The following is a 24,364-nucleotide window of genomic DNA, read 5'->3' as shown; positions in this document are numbered from 1 at the left end:
GAGAGGAGTGGGGATTCATGGCCGAGTTCAAGAACCAGGTCACCTACCGGGGACAGCCGGTGACGCTGGAGGGGGACGGACAGGTGCAGGTGGGCGACGTCGCGCCTGACTTCACCGTCTTCAAGGGGTTCTTCGAGTCCCACCAGCTGTCGGAGCTCAAGGGTCAGGTCGTGGTGCTGAGCGTGGCGCCCAGCGTGGACACCAAGGTCTGCGCCATCCAACTGCGCATGTTCAACAAGCAGGCGACGGACATGGGGCCGGACGTGAAGGTCTGGTACCTGAGCCTGGACCTGCCCTTCGCGCTCAACCGCTTCAGCGCGGCCGAGGGCATCAACAACGTCGCGGTGCTGTCGGACTACAAGAACCGCGAGTTCGCGCGGAAGTACGGCCTGTACATGAAGGAGCTGGGCCTCCTGGCGCGCAGCACCTTCGTGGTGGGCCGGGACGGCAAGGTCGTCTTCCGGGAGGTCGTCCCGGAGATGATGCACGAGCCGGACTACGACGCCGCGCTGGAAGCGGTCCGCAAGGCGCTCTGAGTCGTCGAGCGCCGCGCCGCTTCCAGGCGCGGGAGTGTACGGCGGCTCAGGCGTGCACCACGCGGGCCTGCTTGACGGCCATCAGCTCCAGGCAGGTGAAGCCCGCCACGGCGAGGGCCTGCACGAGGGTGAAGGCCTGACCCCAGACGGTGGGCTGCACCCAGCCCGAGGCGAGCAGGACGAAGCTGTCCACCGTCCACAGCACGTTGGCGACGATGATGGCCCAGACGAGCGCTCGGGGCACGAGCGGGCGCATGGCGAGGAAGACGAGCAGCGCGGCGAAGGGCAGCAGGCTGAAGCCCGCCGAGCGCAGCAGCGTGACATGAAGGCCCAGCAAGTCACTCAAGGGCCCCGCGGCGAAGAACATCAGGGCCCCGGTGGCGCCGCTGATGAGACCGTCGGCGAGCAGGATGTGGCCCAGCAGGGTGCGGGAAGCGGGAATGGCGCTCATGGGTGTGTCCTTGGAGAGCGGCGCCGGTGAATCCGGCCGCCGTGTGAGACACAAATTGCGCGCCGGGGGATTTGAAGTCGATTACGTGGGAGGTAATTGGAGCGCTTCCCCCGGGTTCCTAGTGTCAGGGGCATGATGATGCCGAGCCGTCCGGTGGGTGAGTTGCTGCGGGAGTGGCGCCAGCGCCGCAGCTTGAGTCAGCTGGATTTGGCGTGCCGCGCGGATGTGTCGGCACGGCACGTGAGCTTCCTGGAGACGGGGCGCTCCACGCCGAGCCGGGACATGTTGCTGCATCTGGCCGAGGAGCTGGAGGTGCCCCTGCGCGAGCGCAACGCGCTGCTGGTGGCCGCGGGCTTCGCGCCTGTCTATTCGGAGAACGAGCTGGATGGGCCACGGATGGGCGCGGCGCGCGAGGCGGTGGAGTTGGTGCTCTCCGGGCACGAGCCCTATCCCGCGCTCGCGGTGGACCGGCACTGGCAACTGGTCACGGCCAACCGCGCCATCGGGGTGCTCCTGGAGGGCGTGCCCATGGAGCTGCTCCAGCCGCCCATCAACGTGCTGCGGCTGAGCCTGCACCCGGAGGGCCTGGGCCGGCGCATCCTCAACCTGGAGCAGTGGCGCGCGCACGTGCTGACGCGGCTGCAGCGGCAGGTGTCGAGCACGGCGGACGTGACGCTGGCGGCGCTGCTCGAGGAGCTGCGAGCGATGGGGGCTCCAAGCGCGTTCGCGGAGCCGGACTTCGCGGGCGTGGTGGTGCCACTGCGCATCCAGACGCCGCGAGGCATCATGTCCTTCATCGGCACGACGACGGTGTTCGGCACGCCGGTGGACATCACCCTGGCGGAGCTGGCGATTGAGTCGTTCTTCCCTGCGGACGCGGCGACGGGGGAGCTGTTGCGCCAGGCCGCGGCCGAAGCGGCGCGACACACCGACGCCTGAAAATAGGGACGCCCCGTTCCGGCCATAGGGTAACCGGAGCGGGGCGCGGGGTGTGGCGACCGCGACTACAGCGTGGGCGTACCCACGCGATTGCTGCAGTACGCGCTGGAGCCGCAAGTGGTGCCGACGCTGGTGTACCAGGCCGTCTTGCGGGTGCCGTACTGACGATTGTCCGCGTGTACGTGCGCGCCGGTGGAGTTGCCCGTGGAGCCCACGAGGCCCAGCGCACAGCGGTCACACGTCTTGGAGCCGGACGACACGTTGGAGTTCAGGTGGAGCTGACGGAAGTCCCAGCCGGTGGCGCCGGTGACGACGTAGTAGTTGCCCGCGCCGCCGTTACAGGTGGTGCCTCCGCTGCAGTTGTTCGCACAGCCGCCGTAGTAGGCGTAGTAACGACTGACGTTGATCATCCCCCGGTGGTTCCACTCGCTGCACGTGCCATTGCTCATGTCGAGCGCGTTGTGGCTGCTGCCCGAGCAGGAGTAGTACGTCGTGGAGCCCACGCGAGCGGCCGTGTCACAGATGGGGCCCACCGCCGTCGCGGACAGCGCGCTGGTGGCCCATCCCGTCACGGTGAGCACCACCGTGGCCAACATCCACTTCATTCCCTTCATGGAAACCTCCTCTGGGTTGTTTCGCTGTGGCACTGCCTACGGCGGTGATGCAGGGGTCACCTCCGCAGCCGCTGCTTCTCGCGCAGCAGCAGGTGCCACTCCTGGAGGTTGAGCTTCAGCGCGGACAGCCACGCGTCGATTTCCGGGTCCATGCTCGCGTCCACGCCCCGCAGCGACTCCAGGAGGGGCCGCGCGGAGGTCTGACCCAGCCGGGCGATTCCCTCGAGCGCCGCCTTGCGCACCGAGGGATTCGCGTCGCGCCGGAAGGTCTCCACCAGCGAGCGCCGCGCCCCATCCGCCTCCGCCCCCGGCACGCCTCCCAGCGCCGTGGCCGCCGCCGCGCGCAGGCCCGGGTCTTCCGCCTGGAGTTGCCGCGTGACGCTCTCCACCGCGTCGTGGCCCACGGCCTCCATGGAGACCTCGCCCAAAAGCTTCGCCGCCACCGCCGGGTCCTCCGTCGCCGCCGCCACCGACACCGCCGTCTCCGACACCGCGCGGTCATGGCCGGAGTACACCTGCGCGCTCTCCTCCCGCAGGTTGTCGGCCACGGCCTGACGCACCTCGGGGGATGAATCCCTCGCGAGCTGCTCGTACGTCACCACGCCGCCGTTCTTCGCCATGAACTCGACGGAGGGCGTGGCCCTCAGCGCGCGCACGGCCGCCGCGCGTGCGGCCGGGTCCGCGTCTCCGGCTGCTCGTGCGAGCAGGGGCTGCACCAGCGTGGGTGACTCGGCGTGGCTCGCCTTGGTGGCCAGCGCCGCGCCCAGGGCCTCCAGCACCTCGGGTTCTCGCTCCCGCTCCAGCGCGGCCTGTAGCTCGGCGACGGGCAGGGCCAGCGCCGCCTCTCGCAGCCGCAGCTTCACGTAGCGCCGCAGCGCCGGCGAGCCGCCCTTCAGCGCGGCGCGCACGTCCACCAGCATCGTCTCCACCGTGCAGGTGGACGGCGTCAGCAGGGGCTGGGCCGCGCTCGCGGACATCCCCCCGGCCGCCAGGGCCGACAGCAGCAGCGCGCGCCCCAGGTGCTTCCTCACGAGGGCGTCCATCAGTGCGGCGCTCCTTCCTCGACGAGGCACGCGTGGTGCTCGCCCTTGCCCAGCCAGATGCGGGCGAAGTCCACCGTGCCGGAGGCGTAGAGCTGCTTGAACTCCGCGTAGTCGCGCTGGAAGCGCGGGTCCTTCGCGGCGAGCCTCGCCAAGAGCGGCAGCGCCTTCTCTCCGGCGGCGCGCACGGCGAAGCGGAAGATGGCCCAGCGCACGCAGACGTCGTGCTCCTTCTCGAAGGCCGCCTCGTAGATTTTCAGGGCCTCCTCCGGTTCGCGGGTGACGCCGAGCCGGAAGGCCGCCATCTCCCGCACGTCGCGCTCGCGGTCCGTGGTGAGGATGCGCTGGAGCTCGTCGAAGGACTCCGAGCCGATGAGCGGATTGGAATACGACGGCATCTCCAGCGCGAGCAGCCGCACCGCCATGTCGTCCGACTTGCCGGCGATGGAGAGCAGCTCCTTCCAGTACGGGGCATGGGTGCCGGTGCGCTCGAAGTCCTCCTTCATCACCCGGCCCAGGGTGCGCGTGGCCACCCAGGCCGTGGAGTCCGCCGTCTCGTCCAGCGCCACGGCCTTCAGCCGCGCCAAATCGCTGGGGGACAGGCGGCGCTGGGTCTCCAACGCGTCCAGCGCCGCCGAGCGGTTCTGGAGCGGCATGCTCCGGTCCTCACCCAGCTTCAGCAGCGCCTCCGACACCTTCGCGTCGTGGACGGCCGGGGCCGCCTTGAGCGCGTCCAGGTAGAGCCCCAGCTCGGGAGGACTGGCTTGCTTCGCCCACTCGACCACCTGGAGCCCGCGGCCCGCGTCCTGGCCCACCACCTCCGTCAGGCGCTCCTGGAGGTACGTCGCCAGCAGGTTGTCCCGCTTGCCCACCGCGACACCCAGCGCCTCGCGCAGCGAGTCCAGCGTGGCCGTCTTGTCGAGGTCTCTCAGGCCGTCCCAGCACCCCGGCATGGGAAGCTGTTCAACCGCCAGCTTCGGCTCGTTGGGAGACGGCATCCCTGAAGACGTGCCGACCAGCACGCCGCTCGCGGAGGGCGGCCTCGCGGCGGAATCAGAGCGCGCGCTGTCCTCGACGGAGGGAGGTGTCCCTCGGGAGAGCAGCAGGGCGACGGCCGCCCCCACCAGCACCGCGCCCACCAGGGCCCAACCAGGCTTTCTGAAGGTCATCAGGAGAAAGTCGATAGGTGGTTAAAACTGAGAATTCTCGATTACTTGGAAAATGCGTGAATGGCAACGGATTTGTCACGGGCCCGACGCGACGCCTGCTCCCTGCGAGGGCGGGCGTGAAGCGCGCGGAAGCGGCGGACATAGCTTTCCCGGGTGAGGTGGAGGTGACGCCTCCCATCACAGCCGATGTCTGGCAGGGGGAGTCCCATGCACGAGCCGCCACCCGCCGCCTCTGGAGAGGACGGCCGTGTGTCTTCTCGCGGAGCCGTGCCCTGGCATGCCCTTCCCCCCGAGCGCGTGTTCGAGCAGTTGGAGAGTGGCGCCGAGGGCCTGACGGACGAGCAGGCGCGAGAGCGGTTGATGCGCCACGGGCCCAACGTGCTGGAGCGCCAGAAGGGTGAAGGGCCGCTGAGGCTGCTCTGGCGTCAGGTGAACAGCCCGTTCATCTGGGTGCTCATCGTCTCGGCGGTGCTCGCGGTGGTGATGGGGAAGGTGACGGACGGGCTGGTGGTGGCGGCGGTGGTGGTGCTCAACACCGTCATCGGCTTCGTGCAGGAGTTCCGTGCGGGCAAGGCCATCGAGGCGCTGAGCCGGATGGTGCCGGAGAACGCCACCGTGGTGCGCGCCGGCGACAAGCGCGCGGTGCCCGCGGCGGAGCTGGTGCCTGGCGACGTGGTGGAGATTGCCTCTGGGGACAAGGTGCCCGCGGACATGCGGCTGGTGTCCTCACGCAACCTCCAAATCGAGGAGGCCGCGCTCACCGGCGAGTCCGTCCCCGCGTCGAAGCAGCCCCTGCCCGTCGAGGAGGACGCGGAGCTGGGCGACCGGACGAGCGTCGTCTTCGGCGGCACGCTGGTGACGTCCGGCGCGGCCAGGGCGGTGGTGGTGGCCACGGGCGGTGCCACGGAGCTGGGCCGAATCTCGGAGATGCTCCGAGGGGCGACGGACCTCCAGACGCCGTTGACGAAGGCGCTCGCGACCATCGCCAAGGTCATCACCGGGGCCATCCTCGTCGTGTCCGTGCTCCTGCTCGGGGTGGGCCTGTGGCGCGGCTATGACCTCAGCGAGGCCGTCGTCGTGGCGATTACCCTGGCGGTGGCGGCGATTCCGGAGGGCCTGCCCGCCATCGTCACCATCGCCCTGGCCATCGGGGTGCAACGCATGGCGGCCCGTCGCGCCGTCATCCGCAAGCTGCCGGCGGTGGAGACGCTGGGCAGCACCACCGTCATCTGTTCGGACAAGACGGGCACGCTCACGCGCAATGAGATGACAGTGCAGGCGCTGTGGACACCGACGGGGCGCTACACCGTCACCGGGGTGGGCTATGCGCCTCGGGGAGAGCTGCGCAGGGATGGCCCGCCGCTCAGCGCCTTGCTGGTGCCCGAGGACGTGCGGGAGCTGCTGCTCGCGGGCGCGCTGTGCAACGACGCCGCGCTGCACGGGCAGGGCGGTGATTGGCGGATGACGGGTGACCCCACCGAGGGGGCGCTGGTGGTGGCGGCGGAGAAGGCGGGCCTCGGCGTGGACGAAGCCCGCGCGCGCTTCCACCGGCTGGACGCCATCCCGTTCGAGTCCGAGAGCCAGTTCATGGCCACCCTGCATGAGGACGCGCGAGGAGGCCGCGTGCTGCTCCTCAAGGGCGCGCCCGAAGTCGTGCTGGCACGGTGCGCGCCGGACGGCGCCGCGTCGAACGAGGCCGTGCTGGAGGAGGTGGAGCGACTGGCGCGGCGGGGGATGCGCGTGCTGGCCGTGGCCTCGCGCGAGCTGGCGGAGACGCGAGACACCCTGGCACTGGAGGACGCGGAGGGGGGCCTGGAGCTGCTGGGACTGGAGGGGATGATGGACCCGCCTCGCGAGGAGGCCATCGAGGCGGTGAGGGCGTGCCACGAGGCGGGCATCGTCGTGAAGATGATTACGGGCGACCATCTGGCGACAGCGGAGGCCATTGGCGCGCGGCTCGGGCTGCACGAGCCAGGGACGCCCGGTGTCGCGGGCGCGAGGTTGGGAGCGCTGGACGATGAGGCGCTGGCGGACGTGGCCGAGCGCACGAATGTCTTCGCGCGGGTGGCGCCGGAGCACAAGCTGCGGCTGGTGCGCGCGCTCCAGCAACGGCGGCACGTGGTGGCGATGACGGGGGACGGCGTCAATGACGCGCCCGCGCTCAAGCAGGCGAACATCGGCGTGGCCATGGGCATCACCGGCACGGCGGTGTCCAAGGAAGCGGCGGACATCGTCCTCACGGACGACAACTTCGCCTCCATCGCGGCGGCGGTGGAGGAGGGACGGCGTGTCTACGACAACCTCATCAAGTCGCTGGCCTTCGTGTTGCCCACCAACCTGGGGCTCGCGCTCATCCTCCTGTGTGGCGTGGCCTTCTTTCCCATCCAGGACTTCGGAGGGGGGCCGGTGCCGCTGATGGCGATGCTGCCCACGCAGTTGCTCTGGATAAACCTGGTGGCCACGGTGTCGCTCGCGCTGCCGCTGGCGTTCGAGGCGCGTGAGTCGGACGTCATGCGGCGCAGGCCGCGCAATCCGGACGCTCCGGTGCTCAGTCACTTCATCGTGATGCGCACGTGCCTCGTCGCCCTGCTGATGGCGGCGGGCGCCATCGGCCTGTTCCTCTGGGAGTACAAGCACGAGGTGCCGGACGTGGGGCATGCGCGGGCGCTGGCCGAGGCGCAGACGATGGCTGTGAATACCGTTATCAGCTTCCAGATTTTCTACATGGTGATGTGCCGCACGCTCACCGGCTCGCTGCGCAAGGTGGGCCTGTTCAGCAACCCCTCCGTGTTCATGGGGATTGGGGCGCTGGTGCTCCTGCAGCTCGCCTTCATGTACGTGCCCTTCATGCGGCGCATCTTCGGCACCGCGCCGCTGTCGCTGGAGGCCATTGGCCTGTCCGTGCTGGTGGGCGCGGTGGTGGTGCCAGCGGTGGGTTTGGAGAAGTGGCTGCGCGGACGCAAGGACGGCGGTCCGGTGGAGCGCTCCCGCTCCCGCCCCCGCTCGCGAGAGGACGAGGAGCACACGCCGCCTCCGGGGGCTCACGAGCGTCTGCCGGCGTGAGGCGCTTCAGCGCTCCGTGCGCGAGGGGCGCGCGGCGGCGTCTGGGAGCGAGGTGTCCTCGGCCTCGAAGACGATGTGGCAGCGGTCCAGCTTGGGTCCGCAGGCGTGGTCCAGGTCCGCGCGGGTGTCGCAGCCGGGACGCTCCTCGCAGGTGTCGGGAAGGAAGGCCCAGACGAACTGGAGCACGTTGCCCCGGCGTCCCTCGGGCAGGGCGGCGAGGAAGTCTTCGCGGTACGTCTCGAACAGGCGCGCCAGGTGCACGGTGTCCCTGTCGAGGCGCACGTGGCGCTTGTCGCCGACGAAGCGGCGGCTGGCCTCGTTGAGCTGCGCGTCGAGGTACTCGGGTTGGAAGTGGGAGCTGTCCATGCGCGGGCCGCCCCGGGTGGCGTGGAAGAGCGCGAGGTGGACGCGCGGGTCGGCGAACTCCCCGGAGAGGACGCGATGGCGCAGGGACCACAGCGTCATCCGCCGGCCGCCCACGGGCCAGGAGCGGGCCCAGAAGAAGCGCCCTGGCCAGGGCTGCTCCACGCTCTCCAGATAGGGATACCCATCCACCACCTGCTGGAGCACGAGTGCGTGGTAGGTGTTGAGCCAGAAGGCGAGCGCGTCCTCCGACGTCGGGAAGACATCTGGCCGGTTGTGCGGAGAGAACGAGGCGAGCGACGCGACGAAGAGGTCCAGCTCCGCGCGCTCGCGCCCCACCGAGGAGAAGTCCACATCGCCGTCCGGCTGGACGTGTCGCAGCACCTTCTCGAAGCCCTGGTAGTGGAAGGGCTCGTCGGCGGAAGGCACGGAGGCGGGTAGCAGGCCCTGCACGTGCAACGCCGCCAGTGCCGCCAGCATGCTCATGCTGGCGAAGAGCACGGCGGCCACCAGATAGCGTCGTCGGGAGGGCAGGGGAGCGTCCACGCGGCGCGCAGCATAGACCAGCGCGAGCCTGTGCCACCTGCCCCCATTGGTCTCCCGCCCGGCGAGCACACAGAAGGACGCCATGCCCACCGGCCACCTACCTTGGTGACCAGACGCGGAGGCCTCCGCTACAGCGTCCGCCGCTGTCCCGACGAGGAGGGAGCCACCGGCATCCCCGCTGCTGACGCGCGGAAGACTCCGCTACAGCGTCCGCCATTGTCCCGACGCGGACGACTCCGCGAACGTGTTCAGCAAACGGTGCAGCTTCACCGCGTGCTGGAAGTCGGGAGCGAGCGACGTGCCCTCCGCGACATCCTTCGCGAACGCCGCGTAGAGCTGCGCCGTCTGGTGCGCGTCGTCGGTCAGCGCGCCCTTGGCGCTCAGGAGGTACTTCTCCGGCGTCGGCAGCAACTGGAGCGGCTGGTTGTCGCCTCGCGCTCCGGACACGGTGAGGTCCTGCGACAGGTACAGGTCCCCCTCGGTGCCGGTGATGGTGCAGCCGATGACGCCGCCATTGCGCTTGCCGGCCTCGACATGGGCGGACAGCACCGCGCCGCTCTTCAGCGTGCCGGTGATGAGCACCTGGTCCGGCGCGGTGACGGGGATGACCTCGCCCGTCTCCGCCAGCGTGGTGTGCTCGAACTGGCGCGTGACGAGCGCGGCCACGCTCTGGAAATCCCCCACCGCCGCCAGCACCGTGTCGAGGAAGTGCGCGGTGATGGTGGCCAGCGCGTTGGCCCCCTTGGTGGCGTCCGCCGTGTAGTCATACGCCTTGGGCCGCGTGTGCCCGAGCATGGCCGTGGACACCTGGAGCGTCGCCGAGCGCACCTGGCCCACGTAACCCTCCTGGAGCAAATCCCTCAGATAACGCGCGCCGGGCGCCAGCCGACGCTGAAGCCCGATGACCGTGCGCACCCCCGCCGCTTGCGCCAGCGCCGCCAGCTCCGTCGTCTCCTCCACCGAAACGCCCAGCGGCCACTCGCAGAACACGTTCTTCTTCGCGGCGATGGCGGCGCGCACCAACCGCGCGTGCTCGGCCGCGCGCACCGAGACGACGACGAGGTCCACCTCGGGATGCTCCACCAGCGGCTCGAAGCTCGCGAACGCATGCGGCACGTCGAACCGGCGCGCCGTCTCATCCGCGCTCACCTGCCGCGTGGTGCTCACCGCCGTGACGCGATAGCCCGGCAGGGACTGCAGCGCGGGCAGATGCGCGTAGGTCGCCCACCCCCACTGCGGGCTCGCCCCGATGATGCCCACCCGAATCCTGTCCGACACGCTCGACTTGCCCATCGCTCCACTCCTTCGCAGGTGACGGGGCGGCACCGCGCCAGTCCGGGCTCCGCTCCCGGTCGGCAGGCTAGCGAGCGACCTCCATGGATTCAAGACGACTGGTCATATTCACAGAAAAGCCATGGAGAATCATGGGGTTGTATCGAATTCGAGGCGGGTTTTGACGGCCCGGGGCACGGGCCCTAAAAGGGAGCGATGCCGAGAGCCAGCGTTCGCGACAAGCTGCTCGCCGCCGGTCTGGAGACCCTGCGTACTCAAGGGTTCAACGGCTGCGGCGTGCAGGACATCACCGACGCGGCCGGTGTGCCGAAGGGCTCCTTCTACAACCACTTCGAAAGCAAGGAAGCGCTGGGCGCGGCGGTGGTGGACCAGTACATGCGCGCCAGCAGCGCGGACCTGTCGCTGCTGCGCGACACGTCCCTCACACCGCTGCGACGGCTGCGCGCCTACTTCGCCGCGCAGGTGGAGGTGCTCGTCGCGGGCAGGTTCGAGTGCGGCTGCCTGCTGGCGAACTTCGCCGCGGAGCTGGCCGACCACAGCCCCCTCATCCGCGAGCGCGTGGCGGCCTCCTTCGCCGAGTGGTCCTCGCGCCTGGAGGAAGTGCTGCTCGAGGCGCAGGGCTCCGGAGAGGTCGCCAAGGACGTCGCTCCTGAGATGCTCGCCACCTTCATGCTCGGGGCCTGGGAGGGCGCCGTGCTGCGCAGCCGCGTGGAGAAGGGCCGCGCCCCGCTGGATGCCTTCCTGCGGCTGGCGTTTGATCGCTCCCTGGAGCAGGCAACCGCCGCCTGCGCCACCTAGCGCGCATGGCGCGGCTCGCCAATCCGCACTGTTTAATTAGGGATTGTTGCTTTCTCGTGTCTTGAGACAGAGTGCTCCCTGAATCACGGGAGGGAGTCAGCTTTGTCCATACGTGTAGGTCTTGCTCGCGGGCTGTGTCTCGCGGTCCTGCTCTTTGGCGCGGGGGCATTCGCGCAGGGCGTCTCGGTCATCACCGGCACCATCACCAGCGCGGATGACAAGCGTTCGCTCGCGGACGCAGTCGTGACGGCGACGTCGCCGAAGCTGCAGGGTGAGCGGGTGGTTGTCTCGGACACGAGCGGCCAGTACCGGCTCGCCCAGTTGCCGCCGGGTACGTACACGCTGCGCGTGGAGCGCGAGGGCTTCGAGCCCTTCGTGCGCGCCGACATCGTCCTGCGGTTGGACCGCACCATCCGGGTCAACATCCAGCTGTTGCCCTCGGCCTTCGGCGAGGAGATTTCCATCAGCGCGGCGCCCACGGTGGACGTGGGCTCCAGCACGACGGGCCTGAGCGTGGACGCGGACTTCCTGCGCACCATGGCCGTCATCCGCCCCGGCACGAAGGGCTCCGCGTCGCGCTCCTTCGAGTCGCTGGCGGAGCTGGCCCCGGGCGCCACGGAGGACCGCTACGGCGTGAGCGTCAGCGGGAGCAGCTCGCCGGAGAGCCAGTACGTGGTGGATGGCCTGTCGGTGAATGACCCGAGCGTGGGAACGCTGGGCACGCCGCTGTCCGTCGAGTTCGTCCAGGAGGTCAACGTCATCACCGGTGGCTACATGCCGGAGTACGGCCGCTCCACGGGTGGCGTGCTCAACGTCGTCACCAAGTCCGGCTCCAACGAGTTCCACGGCTCGGTGTTCGCGAACATGGCGCCCGGTGCGTTGCAGCGCAACGGCACGGTGGTCCGCCAGGAAGGCACCGTCATCTCCGCGCAGGGTCAGCCCTGGAACCAGGGTGACTTCGGCTTTGATTTGGGCGGCCCCATCCTCAAGGACAAGCTCTGGTTCTACGTGGGCGTGGCGCCGTCGTTCAATCGCATCCGCGTGGACCGGCAGCTGAGCACGCTGGACTTCTGCACGGAGGTGGACCCGGCGATCGGCTGCGCCACGGTGGGCCAGCGCCGCAGGGACCCGGAGACGGGCTTCGGTCAGGTGACGCCGATTGAAGGCTCGCGCACCACCCGCTTCGCGGACGAGCGCAGCATCCAGTACATGAGCAAGCTGACGTACCTCTTCAACCCGGACCACAACCTGTCGCTCTCCGTCTTCGGCACGCCGCGCTCCTCCGGCGGCGACGGCAAGTATGCCTTCAGCGACGACGGTGACCCGGAGGTCTGCGTGGGCCTGTCCTGCACGGCCTACGTCCAGGGCACCTACGACTCCATCGCCACCCGGCGCTCCAACGGCGTGATGGACATCGTCGCCAAGCAGTCCTCGTCCTTCTTCGACAAGAAGTTCCTCGTCGATGCGACGGTCGGCTGGCACCACCAGTCGGACAGCCAGCTGCCGTCGGATGGCTCCGGGCTCTTGTCGGACTCGGGCCTGTCCTCCCGGCCGAACATCGCCTGGCGCCGCACGCGCAACCCCGGCCCCCACACCATCACCGAGTTCGAGTCGCTGATGGACCCGTCTGTCTGTGGCGCCACGGAGGCCGAGCAGCGCCGCAACTGTCCTGTCACCGCCTATTCCACGGGCGGCCCCGGCACCATCAGCGAGCAGGAGTTGGACCGCGTCCAGGGCAAGGTGATGGGCACGTACCTGTTCCAGGCGTTGGGCCACCACATCGTCAAGGCGGGCTTCGACGCGGAGCGGATGAGCTTCTACAACAACCGCGCGCGCACCGGCGGCACGCCCTGGCAGGAGTGCACCGGGGGCGACTGCTTCTACACGCTGAACCAGTACGGCTACCTGGATGGGCCGGACTCGCCGGTGTTCCTGGCCAGCAAGGAAGGCACGTCCACGTCGATGACGGTGGGCGGCTTCGTGCAGGACAGCTGGTCCATCATGGACACCGTCACGCTCAACGCGGGCCTGCGCTACGACGTGCAGACGCTGTGGGGCCTGGACGACAAGGTGGGCCTGCACCTGCCCAACCAGTGGTCACCCCGCGTGGGCGCCGTCTACGACTTCACCCAGCAGGGGCGCTCCAAGCTGTTCGTCAACTTCGCGCGCTTCTTCGAGAACGTGCCGCTGGACATGGCGGACCTGTCCTTCCCGCAGCAGCAGCTCCTGTCGGCCACGTATGACTCGCCGCCGTGCCGCCCCGACGACCGCAACTCGCTGGTGACGGACTGCGTGGCCAGCCGCAACCGTCAGCTCATCGGCAACAGCGAGAGCCCCAACCAGGCCTGGGACGCGCAGGGTGGAGACCGCGTGCCGGTGGACCCGAACATCCGCGCTCAGTCCGCGGACGAAATCATGGTGGGCGGCGAGTACGAGGTGCTGCTCGGCCGCTTCGGCCTGACGTACACCCGCCGCCAGCTCAACGACGTCATCGAGGACATGAGCCGTGACGACGGCAACACCTTCTTCCTGGGCAACCCGGGCAAGGGGTACTCGACGGACTTCCCGGAGGCGGTGCGCAAGTACGACGCGGTGAACCTGTACTACCAGAAGGCGTTCTCCGACGGCTGGCTGGCCCAGGCCAGCTACACGTGGTCCCAGCTGCGCGGCAACTACTCCGGCCTGTTCCGCGCGGACACGGGCCAGTTGTCGCCCAACCTCACGCGCGACTTCGACCTGCTGTCGCTCACCACCAACCGTGACGGTCCGCTGCCCGGTGACCGCACGCACGCCATCAAGGTGTTCGGCGCGCGGGAGTTTCAGGTGACGCGGACGACGAGCGTCAATGTTGGCGGTGGCTACCGCAGCCGCTCCGGCACGCCGCTCAACTACCTGGGCGCGCACCCCCGGCGCAGCGGCTCCGAGACGTTCATCCTGCCGCGCGGCAGCGCCGGCCGGCTGCCCTGGGTCCACAACCTCGACACCCACGTGGGCGTCAGCCAGAAGCTGGCCCGCGACTACACGCTGAGCCTGTCGCTGGATGTGTTCAACCTCTTCAACTTCCAGCAGTACACCGCGGTGGACCAGACGCTGACCTTCACCCGCGTCTATGCGATTGAGCAGGGCGGCAAGCCGGAGGATTTGACGGCGTGCCTCACGGCCAACAACCCGGGCTGCAAGGTCATCTCCACGGCGACGAACCTGCCCATCACGACTTCCGACATCAACCCCAACTTCAAGCGTCCCACCGCCTATCAGGCGCCGCGCTCCGTCCGTCTGGGCGCGAAGCTCAGCTTCTAGGCCCCCACCATGAAAGGACAATCACCCATGAAGACTCGTTGGATGGGATGGGGACCCGGCGTCGCCGCTTTGGTTCTGCTCGCGGGCTGTGGCGTCGAGGACCCGGAGCCGCAGTGTGTCGTGGCGCGCGCGGTGAGCGACGGCTCCATCGGCTCGTTCGCCACCGTGTACACGCTGTTGCCCGGACAGAATCCGGACCAGCAGTGCGCACAGCTCAAGCCGGAGCCGCTGGGCCTGCAGAAGTACTACAGCCAGGACCCCAACGCGCGGGACACCGTCGCGGTGCGCAGCGAGCGGCTGGGCGAACTGGTGGCGGACTTCGAGGAGGACCGGCCGGACCCGGACCCCGCGCACACGCCGTTCTCGGTGGGCCCGTTCTCGAGCGAAGGGCCCGGCGCGGACAACTTCTGCGACGTGCCCCAGCTGAGCCCCACGCGGCTGGACGTGCCCGCCACGGCCACGCTGCCCGCGCAGAGCTTCCGCTACGAGTGGTCCAACCTGCGCATCTACAACACGCCTGGGATTCCGGGCACGCAGTTCAAGGCGGACCTGACCTACACGGAGAACGGCTGCACGGCGACGTACCAGGCCAAGGGCATCTGGCCCGTGGTGGGCTGTGCGACGAAGGGCGCGCCGGACGAGACGAAGTGTGACCCGTACGCGGACTACTCCGTGGGCCGGCTGCGCGGCTCCGGCATCAACCCGCTGTTCCCCGTGAAGTGCGACCCGGACGCGCTCATCTGCGTGCTCACCGGTGACGTGCCGTCCGACGAAACGCCCTGAGCGTCGGTGACGCAGGCCCCTTCCGCTGTTCGTCGAGCGGAAGGGGACCTGGGCTCACTGGAGCGGGGTGGACTGCTGGTCCACGCCGGAGGACTTGCGCCAGTCGGTGAGGTTCGTCTCCTCCTGGGGGTCCACCTTGAACGTCCCGTTGGAGCCGTACTGGTTCCGGTCCATCTTCAGGCCGGGCCGGTGCTGCCGCTGCCCCAGGCGCACCAGCCTGCGCCCCTGGATGCTGTTGCCCCGCACCGTCAGGTTCTCGCTGGGCGCGCCGTTGGAGCCCAGGCCGAGCATCATCCCGTAGCCCTGCGTGCCGGAGATGGCGTTGTCCACCACCTGCACCTCGCGCGAGTTCTCCACGCGGATGCCCGTGCCGTCGCTCCCGCCGCTCTGGGTAATGTCCCGGATGACGTTGCCGCTCACCACCACGCCCACGGGGCTGGGCTGGTCGCCGATTCGCGAGCCCCCCACGGAGATGCCCCGGCCCGCGTCGTGGATGGTGTTGTCCTCCACGCGCACGTCCCGCGCGGAGTAGTGGATGACGACGGCCTCTCCGGAGGACGTGGGGGACTTGCGGAAGCCGTACATCGTGTTGTCACGAATGACGACGCGATGGCACGTCTTGATGTCCACGGCGTTCTCGTCGTTGTCGTGGAGCAGGTTGTTCTCGATGAGGATGTCGCTCGCCGGAGCGTCTTCCTTCTTGTCCGGCAGCAGGCACTGCACGGAGTCCCCCGAGTTGTGGTGGATGTCGTTGCCGCGCACCGTGATTCCGCGCGACGTGGCCTGGATGACGACGCCGTGCGAGTCGCCCTTGGGTTGCTTGCGGAAGTCGTGGATGTGGTTGTTCTCGATGAGCACGTCCCGGGCTCCGCCGTAGGTGGCGATGCCGGCGCCCAGGGTTCCGTGGTGGAGGTCGTTGCCGGTGAGCACGGAGCCCGTGGTGTTGCCCTCGAAGAGGACGGCGAAGCGGGGCTGGCCGCGCACGTCGATTTCGAAGCCCTCGACAATCCAGTAGGGCTTGCGCACCTGGACCAGCGTCCCGCCTTTCGGCGTCGGGACGATGCGCGGTCGCCCCTCGCCCACCAGGGTGATGGGGGCATCCGCGCGGCCCGCCTTCACCGCGTTGTCGATGAGCAGGCCCTCCGCGTACTCGCCGGGGCCGACCCGGATGGCCTCACCGGGACTCACGACTCTCAGCGCGCGGCCGATGGTGCGGAACGGCGCCTGCTTCGTGCCCGCCGCCGTGTCCGAGCCCGAGGTGCTCACGTGCCACTCCCGGGAGAATTGTTTCGGGCGGCGCGTGGCGTGCCGCACGGTGTCGCCGCTCCCCTGGTCGCCCTCCTTCTTGGCGGGCGAGTTCGTGTTCGCCGCCCATGCGGGGCTGAACGCCCACAGCGCGCAGGCAAGGCCCCATCCCAGTGTCAGCTGGCTGACCCTCATCCCCATCCCCTCCCGTCGGACAAACCCCGCTCCCCAAGGTGCGCACGATGGCGCGGCTGGGAAGCGGGGAAGGGGCCCGTCGTTGCCGCTGGGGTTCAGGGAGGGGCGGGGGTCTTGAACTCGGGGATGAGCTCGCCGGTGAGGCGGATGCTCTTGAGGACGGCCTCGTGCGAGAGGGCGCCCACCTGGTGGAAGGACATGAGGGCGTCGATTCCCAGCGACTCGTAGCGCTTGAGGCCCTGCCGCACCTGGTCCTTCGTGCCGACGATGAGCGAGTCCTGCGCGCTCAAGACTTCCCACACCTGCTCGTGCGGCACGTCCTCGCCGGACATGATGCGGCCGAGGATGCGCTGGGCCTTGGACACGGGGGCGTTCGGGTCCTTGCCGCGCAGGTACTGGCCCGTCAGGCCGCCACCGGCGGGGTCCTTGGCGAGCGCCTCCAGCTCCGCGGCCGACTTGACGAAGAAATCCTTGGCCTCGAAGAAGGTGAAGGAGCCGTTGGTGTACCAGGCCGCGGCCTGGGCGGCGCCGTTCTCCATGGCCTCGCGCTCCGAGTCCGCGCAGTGCACGAAGGTGAAGAAGGCCACCTGGTTGTTCACGAACTCGCCCACGGGCTCACAGCGCGTCCTCAGCGCCTCGCGGTAGAGGTGAATCATCTCTCCCACCTGCTCCGGAGAGGCCCACAGCGTCACGCCGAGCGCGCCCACGCCGTTGCGTCCCGCCTGCTCGAAGGACGCGGGGCTGGAGCACGCCTGCCACAGGGGAGGGTGCGGCTTGCGGTAGGGCTTGGGGATGACGCTGATGTCCTTGACGCGGAAGTCCGGCGTGTCCCAGGAGAACTTCTCCTGCGTCCACATCTTCGGGACCATCTCGAAAGCCTGCTGCATCTGTGAGCGGGTGGCGTCCGCGTCGATGTTGAAGACGCGCCACTCGGGGATGGTGCTGCGGGCCATGCCGAGCTGGAAGCGGCCGCCGCTCAGGTGGTCGATGAACGCGGAGCGCTCGGCGATGCGGATGGGGTGGTTGAAGCGCGCGGGCGCGAGCGCGGCCGAGTGGCCCACGTGGATGTTCTTCGTGCCCATCGCGATGGCGGTGAGCATGACCTCCGGCGCGGAGCTGTAGCTGAACTCCACCGCGGTGTGATGCTCCACCTGCCACCAGACGCCGTAGCCCATCTCATCCGCCAGCCGCGCCTGCTCCAGTGTTTCGCGGATGAGCCGATGCTCATGGTCCGGCTGGGTCCAGTGTTCCTTCGGGTGCTGCATCTCCGAGAAGATATCGAGTCGCATGTCAGGTCCCTCCCCCTGTAGACCTCGGGTTGATGCGACTGTAGCACCAGGAGTGTGGTTGTTCCGTCTCGCGGGTCAATCCTTGTCACGGCGAGGGTCGCGGTTGACATCCATTGTTTGTCTTACCTGGTGCTGTTCGCGGGAGGTCGCCAGCCCGCACCCTTCGTTTCAAGTGCGGGGCGATGTGGCCATCGGCCTGTCGAATGGGTCCTGCATGGGTAGCGTCCCAAGTACGCGAGGCGCGCCGGGCCGAGCGCACCCTGTTCTCTCTTTTTGGAGCTTTCATGTGGAAGCAGGTCTTCCTGGTGGTGGTGCTCGCCGCCCAGACACTCATGGGTTGTGGAGGCGATGCGGTGTCGTATTCGGCGCCGGTCGGCATCAACCTCAAGGCCAAGTCGTCTGATACCGTCAATGCGACCGTGACTTCGCGGAAGGGCATCTCGACCGAGTCGGGAAATCCCTTCAAGGTCTTCGTCGATGCGGCGCGCGAGGAGCTGGACGGAAAGTCCCCTGCGCGCATCGAACTCACCCAGCTCACGCTCACCCTGGGCGCGTCCAGCGTCGGCGTGAGCTCGCTGGCCGAGGTCTTCACCGGCCGCGTGGACATCCTCTTTCTCATCGATGACTCCAGCAACACCTACGTCGCGGGCCACGGGGAGAACCCCACGGGCAGTGGCCCGGTGGCATTCATCGTCGACTTCGACTCGGAGGCGATGGCGGAGGAGGACTACACGCGCTTTCTCGCGGGTCGGTTCGATGTGGTCCTGCGAGGCACGGCGGCGCCGACCTTCACGAGCAAGGGCGCGGACGTCGACTTCCAATCGACCTTCTCCTTCACGGCTTTCGAGTGAGCCCCTCCGTCACCCCCGCGAGGCCCCCACGGCGAAGGTGACGACCTCCTCACGGGCACCCGTCCGCTTCCCAGGCCGGGTGCCCGCGAGGGCCACGTCGGGAACAGGTGCCCCGCGCGCACGAACCACGTATGCAGGAGCGCATGAGCCGCGCTGACTCCCGTGGAATCCTCTTCGACCTCGACGGCACGCTGGTGGACTCGCTGCCGGATATCATCGACAGCTTCCTGCAAGCCTTCCCCGTGCATGGCCTCACCGCCCCCACCTACGCCCAGGTGCGCGCGCTCATCGGCTACCCGCTCGACTTGATGTACGCGGAGTTCGCGCCCCAGCACGTGCCCGCGCTGTGCGCCACCTATCGCGAGCACTACCCCCTCAACTACATGAACCGCTCGCGCCCCTATCCCGGTGTGCTGGATGCCCTCGGCACGCTGCGCGAGCGCGGCTACCTGCTGGCCGTGGCCACCACCAAGAAGAGCCCCATGGCCCGCCGCTTCGTGGACGCCATGGGCCTGGGTTCCGTGCTCCACCATGTGCAGGGCACGGATGACTTTCCGCACAAACCCGCACCCGACGTGCTCCACCGCGCCCTCGCCGAGCTGAAGACGGGCGGACTGTGGATGGTGGGTGACACCACCCTGGACCTGCGTGCAGGCAAGGCGGCCGGACTGCGCACCTACGGTGTCACCTGGGGCACTCACCCCGTGGAGGAACTGGCCGGTGAAACACCGGATGAGCTTCAGCCCGACTTGCGACGGTTGCTGGAGCGCCTTCCTCCCCTGTCCTGAGTCGCTCGCTATACTTGGAAAGTATGGAGCCACTGCCCGACGTCCTCCGTCATTTCCATCCCGTGCTCCCAGCCACCGCGCTCCGTAAGAAACCCATGCGAGTGGAGGTGGCCGGTCGTGCCTATGCCCTCTTCCGGGACGCTGAAGGGCGTCCCGCCGCGCTCGCGGATGCGTGTCCCCACCGCTTCGCGCCTTTGTCCAAGGGCCGCGTGCGCGCGGATGGTCGGCTCCAGTGCCCGTACCATGGCTGGCGCTTCGACGCGCAGGGACAGGGCGCCAATCCCAGTCAGCCGGAGCTGCGCCACTGCGACGTGAAGAGCTTCCAGGTGGTGGAGCACCGGGGCTACCTGTGGCTGGCCCACCGTGACACCCCGCTGTCCTCGCTGCCGGAGCTTCCCGCCAACGACGGCTACCTCTTCGGGGGCAGCTTCTCCGTGCTCTTCGAGGCGCCGCTGCATGTCGCGCTCGACAACTTCAGCGAGGACGAACACACGCCCTACGTCCACACCCGCCTGGGCTGGGATGACCCTCATGCGGGCCAGGTGGAGTTCGAGGCGCACAACCTCGAGGACCGCACGGAGGTGTTCTACCGCGCCCCCCAGCGGCCCGCGGCGCTCATGAAGCTTCTGGGCGTGCGCGACGGCGACCTGTTCCGCAACGAGTGGGTGACGCGCTTCGACCCGGTGCACAGCCAGTACACCGTGAGCTGGGAGGCGCCCTCCGGAAAGCAGCGTCCGTTCATCACCCGCGCCAACATCTTCTTCGTCCCGGAGACGGCGAAGACGACGCGCCTGCATGTCTTCTCCTTCCTGCGCTGCGTGCAGCCGCTGCTCAAGCCCTTCCTGCCGGTGGCGGCCCGCGTGGCCATGGAGCTCACCCGCTGGGAGGTCGTCGACGACGCGCGCTTCATCCCCACCGTCGCGGACACGCCCTACAGCCACAGGGGCATGCGCCTGGACCGGTACGACAAGCCGCTGGTTCACCAGCGCCGGCTGATGGAGCGCATCTACTTCCGTCAGCCTCGGACGACGACCACCGAGGACGAACTGCCCGCCGTGTCGCTCGCGCGCGAGGCGGTAGGCTGAAGCCCGCATGAGCCTGGACGCGCGCGTCATGGAGACCCTCGTCGCCCAGCGGCGCCGCTTCCTCGCGTTCCTGGCCCCGCGCGTGGGCAGCCCGGAGGAAGCCGAGGAGGTCCTCCAGCTCGCCCTGGTGAAGGGGCTGGAGAAGGGCGAGGGGCTGCGCGACGAGGAGAGCGCGGTGGCCTGGTTCTACCGGCTGCTGCGCAATGTCCTGGTGGACCGCCACCGCCGCGCCCGCAGGGAAGAGCGCGCCCTGGCCGTCGAGGACGCGGAGGCTCCCCGCTCCACCGAGGACGCCGAGGCGCTGGAGTCCTCCGTGTGCGCGTGCGTCGCGGGGCTGACGGACACGCTCAAGCCGGAGTACTCGGCCGCCATCCGCCGCGTGGACCTGGAGGGCACGCCCGTCTCGACGTTCGCCCGCGAGGAAGGGCTCACCGCGAACAACGCCGCCGTCCGCCTGCACCGCGCCCGGCAGGCCCTGGGCCGTCGGCTCATCGAATTGTGCGGCACCTGCTGCACCCACGGCTGCGTGGACTGCGCCTGCGAGCCGGGGCGTCCCCGAGTCACCGAAGAGGCCTGACAAAAAGCCGGTGTAATGCGGCACGGGGGCCGGGCGTCAGCCCTGGCGTCAGGGGCGGGCGGGTGCTCGCCCCCTTCGTCGAGGACCTCTCATGGACGCCGAAACCCTCCACCGCCTCGCGCTGCCCGCCAGCGCCGTCGCCTTCCTCCTCTTCGCCATGGTGCTGCCCACCGCGCGGCTGCGCCGCCGCACGGGCCAGGCTGCCTTCGTGCTGCACCGCCGCGCCAATCCCTTCCAGCGCGTCATCGGCGTGTGCATGGGCCTGTTCATCCTCGGCCTGACGGCCTGGAGCGCGCTGTACGCGGCGCTGGGCTCGGAGCGGCTCGGCGTGTGGCCGGTGCCGGACGCCGTCCGGTGGCTGGGCTGGGCGGTGCTGCTCGCGGGGCTCGTCGTCGTGCTGGTGGCCCAGGTGCAGATGGGCGCGTCCTGGCGCATCGGCATCGACCGGGAGCCCACGGCGCTGGTGACGGACGGCCTGTTCTCCGTCGTCCGCAATCCCATCTTCGCGGGCATGCTGTGGGTCGTGGTGGGGATGGCCTGCGTGACGCCGAGCGCGTGGACGTGGATGGCGTGCGCCGACTACGTGCTGCTCGTGTCTCTTCAAGCAAGGCTGGAGGAGGAGCACCTCGCGCGGCTGCACGGCCCGGCGTATCGCGAGTACGCGGCGCGGGTGGGGCGCTTCCTGCCAGGGTTGGGCCGGTTGGAGCCCGCGGAAGTCACGGCCTGAAGGGCACACCTCCCAACGGCACCTGGGACTGGGATGAACTCCGGCCCCAGGCGCTTCTGGTAGGTCAGTCGTTCACGTCACTGCACCGTGAAGGCGAGGTCATCCACGTCCGTGAAGCCGCCACCGGGGCATGCACCCGAGAGGCTCGTGGAGCGGAGGACGGCTCGCACCGCCTGCTGCGCGCCCGCCGGCAGGGTGTAGGTTCGCGTCACCCACGCATACCCCGCGCTCGACAGGGTGGTCGCGCCCAGGCTGACCCACGTCGGGCTGGCGGCGTTGGCCGCGGTGAAGATCTCCAACTGCTCCCCGGTGCCCGAGGCAAAGGCGCTGACCTCCACGCGCACCGTCTTTCCCGAAGCGAACGGCGTCTTGTCGAGCGTCATCACCCGGACGCGTTCGACCGAGCCATCCTTGAGGTAGCCGCCCGTGACGACATTGCCCACGGTGGTGGACGCGGTGCCATCCGCGCAAGTGCCCTGCAGCGTGTTGGGCTGCTGTGCCTCCGGATACACCGTCCCCCGGCCCTCATAGAACATCCCCGAGTCGCAGGAGGCCTGCGCCGTCGAGCACAGCCCGGTCTGTCGCGTCGTGTTGTAGGTGGCCAGAAGCATGGGGGCCAGGGTGCAGGTCAACCCCGTGCTCGCGCGAGCACAGAGGTCCGCCCGGCCATCGCCATTGACGTCTCCCAGGGCGAGCGTCGAGCCGTACTCGTCGGCGGACCACCCTTCGGAGTCACCGAAGTCCATGTTGGTGACATAGCGGTAGTTCCTGAAGGAGGTCCCCGTCGAGAAAGAACAGACCAGCCCCGTCGAGTGCCGGCCGCAGACGTCCGCCTTGCCGTCCCCATCGACGTCGCCGAGCTTGATGGACTTGTAGCGCGACGGCAGGGTTCCCCATCCCTGGGCGTCATCGAAGGACATCTGCGTCCAGCGCGACGCCGTCGCGAAGCCCGTGGCGACGCCCTCGGACAGTCCACACCACATGCCGTCCGCCCCACGCGCGCAGATGTCCGCCTTGCCGTCGTTGTCCAGGTCCGCCAACTGGAACGTCGTGGCGTGCTTCGCCAAGGCCCACGACGGGGCCGTGAAGTCCGAGCTCCAGGACGTCGCTGCCTCGAAGGTCGTCCCGTTGAAGAGGCTGCATACGATTTCACCCGCCGCGTTCCGCCCACAGATGTCGGCATAGCCATCGAGGTCCCCGTCGACGTTCCCGATCCGGATCGAGCCATAGAGCGCCTCCGAGGCATTCCACCCGTTCGCATTGGAGAACTCCGCCGCGTCCCAGGCTGACGTCGCGAACGCCGTCGTTCCGTTCGACTTGAAGCACAGGTAGCCAACCACGGCACGGATGCAAGCATCGGCGTTGCCATCATTGTCGATGTCCGCCAACTGGAACGTCGTGCTGTACTGGGCCGGCTTGTAGCCATCCGTGTCTGCCACCAGGCTCAGCCAGTTGGTCGCGGTGTCCATGGAGCCGTCCGCGAGCGACAGCGCGCACCGAATCCCCCCGGAGCCACGCCCGCACACGTCCGCCTTGCCGTCGCCATTGATGTCACCCAGCCGGACCGTCCCGTAGTAGCCAACGTCGCTGTTCCACGTCTCCCAGTCGGACAGGTAGGTCGTGGTCCATTGGGTCGGAGCGGGAAAGCTGAACATTCCCCGGACGCCGGGATGCGCGTCGAGCGGGACGAAGACGTACGGGGTGCCAGACACGGCCTTGAGCTTTCCGACCAGGGAGACCACGAAGCGGTAGGCCCAGTCCGTCCCAGCGATGTTCATCGTGGGATTGAAGTCATGCATCTGGATGATGCCTCGCTCGAGCCCATTCACCGTCCTGTCCCCATCGGGATCCAGCTCGAGGCTCATGGCGACGTAGTGGTCCGCGCAGGCCTCCGGCGTCCAGCCGTTATTCGTGCAAGCCCAATCGTGGGCGTCCCAGTCGAAACAGAAAGGGCCACTCATCTTGGACAACGCGGGGTCGCTCCGGACGTTGTTCGCGATCGAGGAGGAGCCGTCGCACGCGTGGGTTTCACCGATGGGGGACTGCCCCCAGTTGTCGCCCGGGGCCCGGAAGAGAAACATGCCATCCGTGATGTAGGGGTCCAGGATGGCCTGGTTGACTTTCAGCTCGGCGATCTGCCCCGCGGCCCCCAGCGAAGGGTTGGTGAGCGCCTCGTGGTCATACGTGTGGTTGGCCACCCGGTGGCCCATCTCGACAATCTGGGACAGATAGGTGGTGTTGCCCAGGTCGCCGAGGTACCGCGGGCAACCCGCGTCGATGCGGCACCCGTTGATGAAGAAGGTCGCGCGAATCCCCTGCTGCTGCAGGTACTTCGCGATCTGCCAACTGGTATTGAAGCTGGCCATCGGATTGTCATCCGGACCGTCATCGAAGGTGAAGGAGACGGTCCGGTACGGCAGGGGTGGGTCCTTCCAGGCATTCCCAATCTGCGCGTCCGTCAGGACGGCATCACGGCGCTGGGCCGTCTCGACGGGGGCGGAAGGAGTGGCCTGGGTACAAGCCATGCTTGTCATCAACAACGGCAGCAGGAGTCTTTTCATGGGGGAATCCAAACGGGGGCCTTCGTGAATGGCCCGGCAGGCTCCTACCATGTCGTGCTGACGCCTTCGCACGTCGCTTCCAAGGGCAGACTCCAGGCGGCCCCAAAGCAGTCCATGCGTCACCTGCGCGCCCGCGAGCAGGACGTGCTCG

Annotated in this window: 20 protein-coding genes; 11 read left to right on the top strand and 9 right to left on the bottom strand. The window is 68.7% G+C overall.

Annotation, left to right across the window (positions count from 1 at the left end; all coding sequences use genetic code 11):
- Positions 1-17: 17 nt before the first annotated feature.
- Positions 18-536 carry a thiol peroxidase gene (gene tpx, locus HUA78_RS07240; protein ID WP_141640501.1) on the top strand — a complete coding sequence of 173 codons (519 nt, stop codon included), beginning with the start codon at positions 18-20 and terminating at the stop codon, positions 534-536.
- Between the two features lie 46 nt (positions 537-582).
- On the opposite strand, the gene HUA78_RS07235 is transcribed toward tpx, so the two are convergent.
- The gene (locus HUA78_RS07235) at positions 583-987 is read right to left on the bottom strand and encodes a hypothetical protein (protein WP_141640502.1); all 405 of its coding nucleotides are present in this window, start codon (positions 985-987) and stop codon (positions 583-585) included.
- Positions 988-1,119: 132 nt separating this feature from the next.
- On the opposite strand from HUA78_RS07235, the gene HUA78_RS07230 reads away from it, so the two are divergent.
- The gene (locus HUA78_RS07230; RefSeq protein ID WP_254623600.1) at positions 1,120-1,926 is read left to right on the top strand and encodes a helix-turn-helix domain-containing protein; all 807 of its coding nucleotides are present in this window, start codon (positions 1,120-1,122) and stop codon (positions 1,924-1,926) included.
- 65 nt (positions 1,927-1,991) lie between these two features.
- Here HUA78_RS07230 and HUA78_RS07225 read toward each other — a convergent pair whose 3' ends face one another.
- From HUA78_RS07225 to HUA78_RS07215, 3 genes are read right to left on the bottom strand one after another with little or no spacing between them, the layout of a single operon-like run.
- A complete protein-coding gene (locus tag HUA78_RS07225) occupies positions 1,992-2,540 on the bottom strand; it encodes a peptidase M23 (protein WP_141640507.1) in 549 nt (182 codons plus the stop codon).
- A gap of 56 nt (positions 2,541-2,596) precedes the next feature.
- On the bottom strand, positions 2,597-3,583 hold the full coding sequence (locus HUA78_RS07220; RefSeq protein WP_174475944.1) for a hypothetical protein: 987 nt from the start codon (positions 3,581-3,583) through the stop codon (positions 2,597-2,599).
- Positions 3,583-4,749 (bottom strand): HEAT repeat domain-containing protein, encoded by a 1,167-nt coding sequence (locus HUA78_RS07215; RefSeq protein ID WP_174454283.1) that lies wholly within the window; start codon positions 4,747-4,749, stop codon positions 3,583-3,585. The genes HUA78_RS07220 and HUA78_RS07215 overlap by 1 nt, the downstream gene beginning before the upstream one ends.
- A 207-nt stretch (positions 4,750-4,956) precedes the next feature.
- On the opposite strand from HUA78_RS07215, the gene HUA78_RS07210 reads away from it, so the two are divergent.
- Positions 4,957-7,812 (top strand): HAD-IC family P-type ATPase, encoded by a 2,856-nt coding sequence (locus HUA78_RS07210; protein ID WP_174475943.1) that lies wholly within the window; start codon positions 4,957-4,959, stop codon positions 7,810-7,812.
- Between the two features lie 6 nt (positions 7,813-7,818).
- Here the strand turns inward: HUA78_RS07210 and HUA78_RS07205 are convergent, their stop codons facing one another.
- Positions 7,819-8,805, bottom strand: a complete 987-nt coding sequence (locus tag HUA78_RS07205) for a DUF547 domain-containing protein (protein ID WP_174475942.1) — start codon at positions 8,803-8,805, stop codon at positions 7,819-7,821.
- Between the two features lie 117 nt (positions 8,806-8,922).
- Positions 8,923-10,014, bottom strand: coding sequence for a Gfo/Idh/MocA family protein (locus tag HUA78_RS07200; protein WP_174454286.1), 1,092 nt, complete (start codon positions 10,012-10,014; stop codon positions 8,923-8,925).
- Positions 10,015-10,209: 195 nt separating this feature from the next.
- Here HUA78_RS07200 and HUA78_RS07195 point away from each other — a divergent pair, with 195 nt between their 5' ends.
- From HUA78_RS07195 to HUA78_RS07185, 3 genes are all read left to right on the top strand, one after another.
- Positions 10,210-10,812: a TetR/AcrR family transcriptional regulator gene (locus tag HUA78_RS07195; RefSeq protein ID WP_174454287.1), complete on the top strand. Its 603-nt coding sequence runs from the start codon at positions 10,210-10,212 to the stop codon at positions 10,810-10,812.
- A 102-nt stretch (positions 10,813-10,914) separates the two neighbouring features.
- Positions 10,915-14,112, top strand: coding sequence for a TonB-dependent receptor (locus tag HUA78_RS07190; protein ID WP_174454288.1), 3,198 nt, complete (start codon positions 10,915-10,917; stop codon positions 14,110-14,112).
- A 27-nt stretch (positions 14,113-14,139) separates the two neighbouring features.
- A complete protein-coding gene (locus HUA78_RS07185; protein ID WP_174460981.1) occupies positions 14,140-14,895 on the top strand; it encodes a hypothetical protein in 756 nt (251 codons plus the stop codon).
- A 54-nt stretch (positions 14,896-14,949) separates the two neighbouring features.
- Here the strand turns inward: HUA78_RS07185 and HUA78_RS07180 are convergent, their stop codons facing one another.
- A complete protein-coding gene (locus tag HUA78_RS07180; RefSeq protein WP_174475941.1) occupies positions 14,950-16,335 on the bottom strand; it encodes a nitrous oxide reductase family maturation protein NosD in 1,386 nt (461 codons plus the stop codon).
- 95 nt (positions 16,336-16,430) lie between these two features.
- Positions 16,431-17,624 carry an LLM class flavin-dependent oxidoreductase gene (locus HUA78_RS07175; protein ID WP_174460983.1) on the bottom strand — a complete coding sequence of 398 codons (1,194 nt, stop codon included), beginning with the start codon at positions 17,622-17,624 and terminating at the stop codon, positions 16,431-16,433.
- Positions 17,625-17,908: 284 nt separating this feature from the next.
- Here HUA78_RS07175 and HUA78_RS07170 point away from each other — a divergent pair, with 284 nt between their 5' ends.
- From HUA78_RS07170 to HUA78_RS07150, 5 genes are all read left to right on the top strand, one after another.
- Positions 17,909-18,475, top strand: coding sequence for a hypothetical protein (locus tag HUA78_RS07170; RefSeq protein WP_174475940.1), 567 nt, complete (start codon positions 17,909-17,911; stop codon positions 18,473-18,475).
- Positions 18,476-18,618: 143 nt separating this feature from the next.
- On the top strand, positions 18,619-19,263 hold the full coding sequence (locus HUA78_RS07165) for an HAD family hydrolase (RefSeq protein ID WP_174475939.1): 645 nt from the start codon (positions 18,619-18,621) through the stop codon (positions 19,261-19,263).
- Positions 19,264-19,286: 23 nt separating this feature from the next.
- On the top strand, positions 19,287-20,348 hold the full coding sequence (locus tag HUA78_RS07160; RefSeq protein ID WP_174454293.1) for a Rieske 2Fe-2S domain-containing protein: 1,062 nt from the start codon (positions 19,287-19,289) through the stop codon (positions 20,346-20,348).
- A gap of 7 nt (positions 20,349-20,355) precedes the next feature.
- Complete coding sequence (locus HUA78_RS07155) at positions 20,356-20,925, top strand: RNA polymerase sigma factor (RefSeq protein ID WP_174454294.1); 570 nt, start codon at positions 20,356-20,358, stop codon at positions 20,923-20,925.
- Positions 20,926-21,016: 91 nt separating this feature from the next.
- Entirely contained in the window at positions 21,017-21,652 is a 636-nt protein-coding gene (locus tag HUA78_RS07150) for an isoprenylcysteine carboxylmethyltransferase family protein (protein WP_141640522.1), read from the top strand.
- Between the two features lie 77 nt (positions 21,653-21,729).
- Here HUA78_RS07150 and HUA78_RS07145 read toward each other — a convergent pair whose 3' ends face one another.
- Positions 21,730-24,213: an FG-GAP-like repeat-containing protein gene (locus tag HUA78_RS07145; protein ID WP_174475938.1), complete on the bottom strand. Its 2,484-nt coding sequence runs from the start codon at positions 24,211-24,213 to the stop codon at positions 21,730-21,732.
- Between the last annotated feature and the right edge of the window lie 151 nt (positions 24,214-24,364).

The sequence above is a fragment of the Myxococcus sp. CA033 genome (genome assembly GCF_013336625.1).
GTDB lineage: Bacteria > Myxococcota > Myxococcia > Myxococcales > Myxococcaceae > Myxococcus > Myxococcus llanfairpwllgwyngyllgogerychwyrndrobwllllantysiliogogogochensis.
This window is presented reverse-complemented; position numbering and strand designations above follow the sequence as displayed.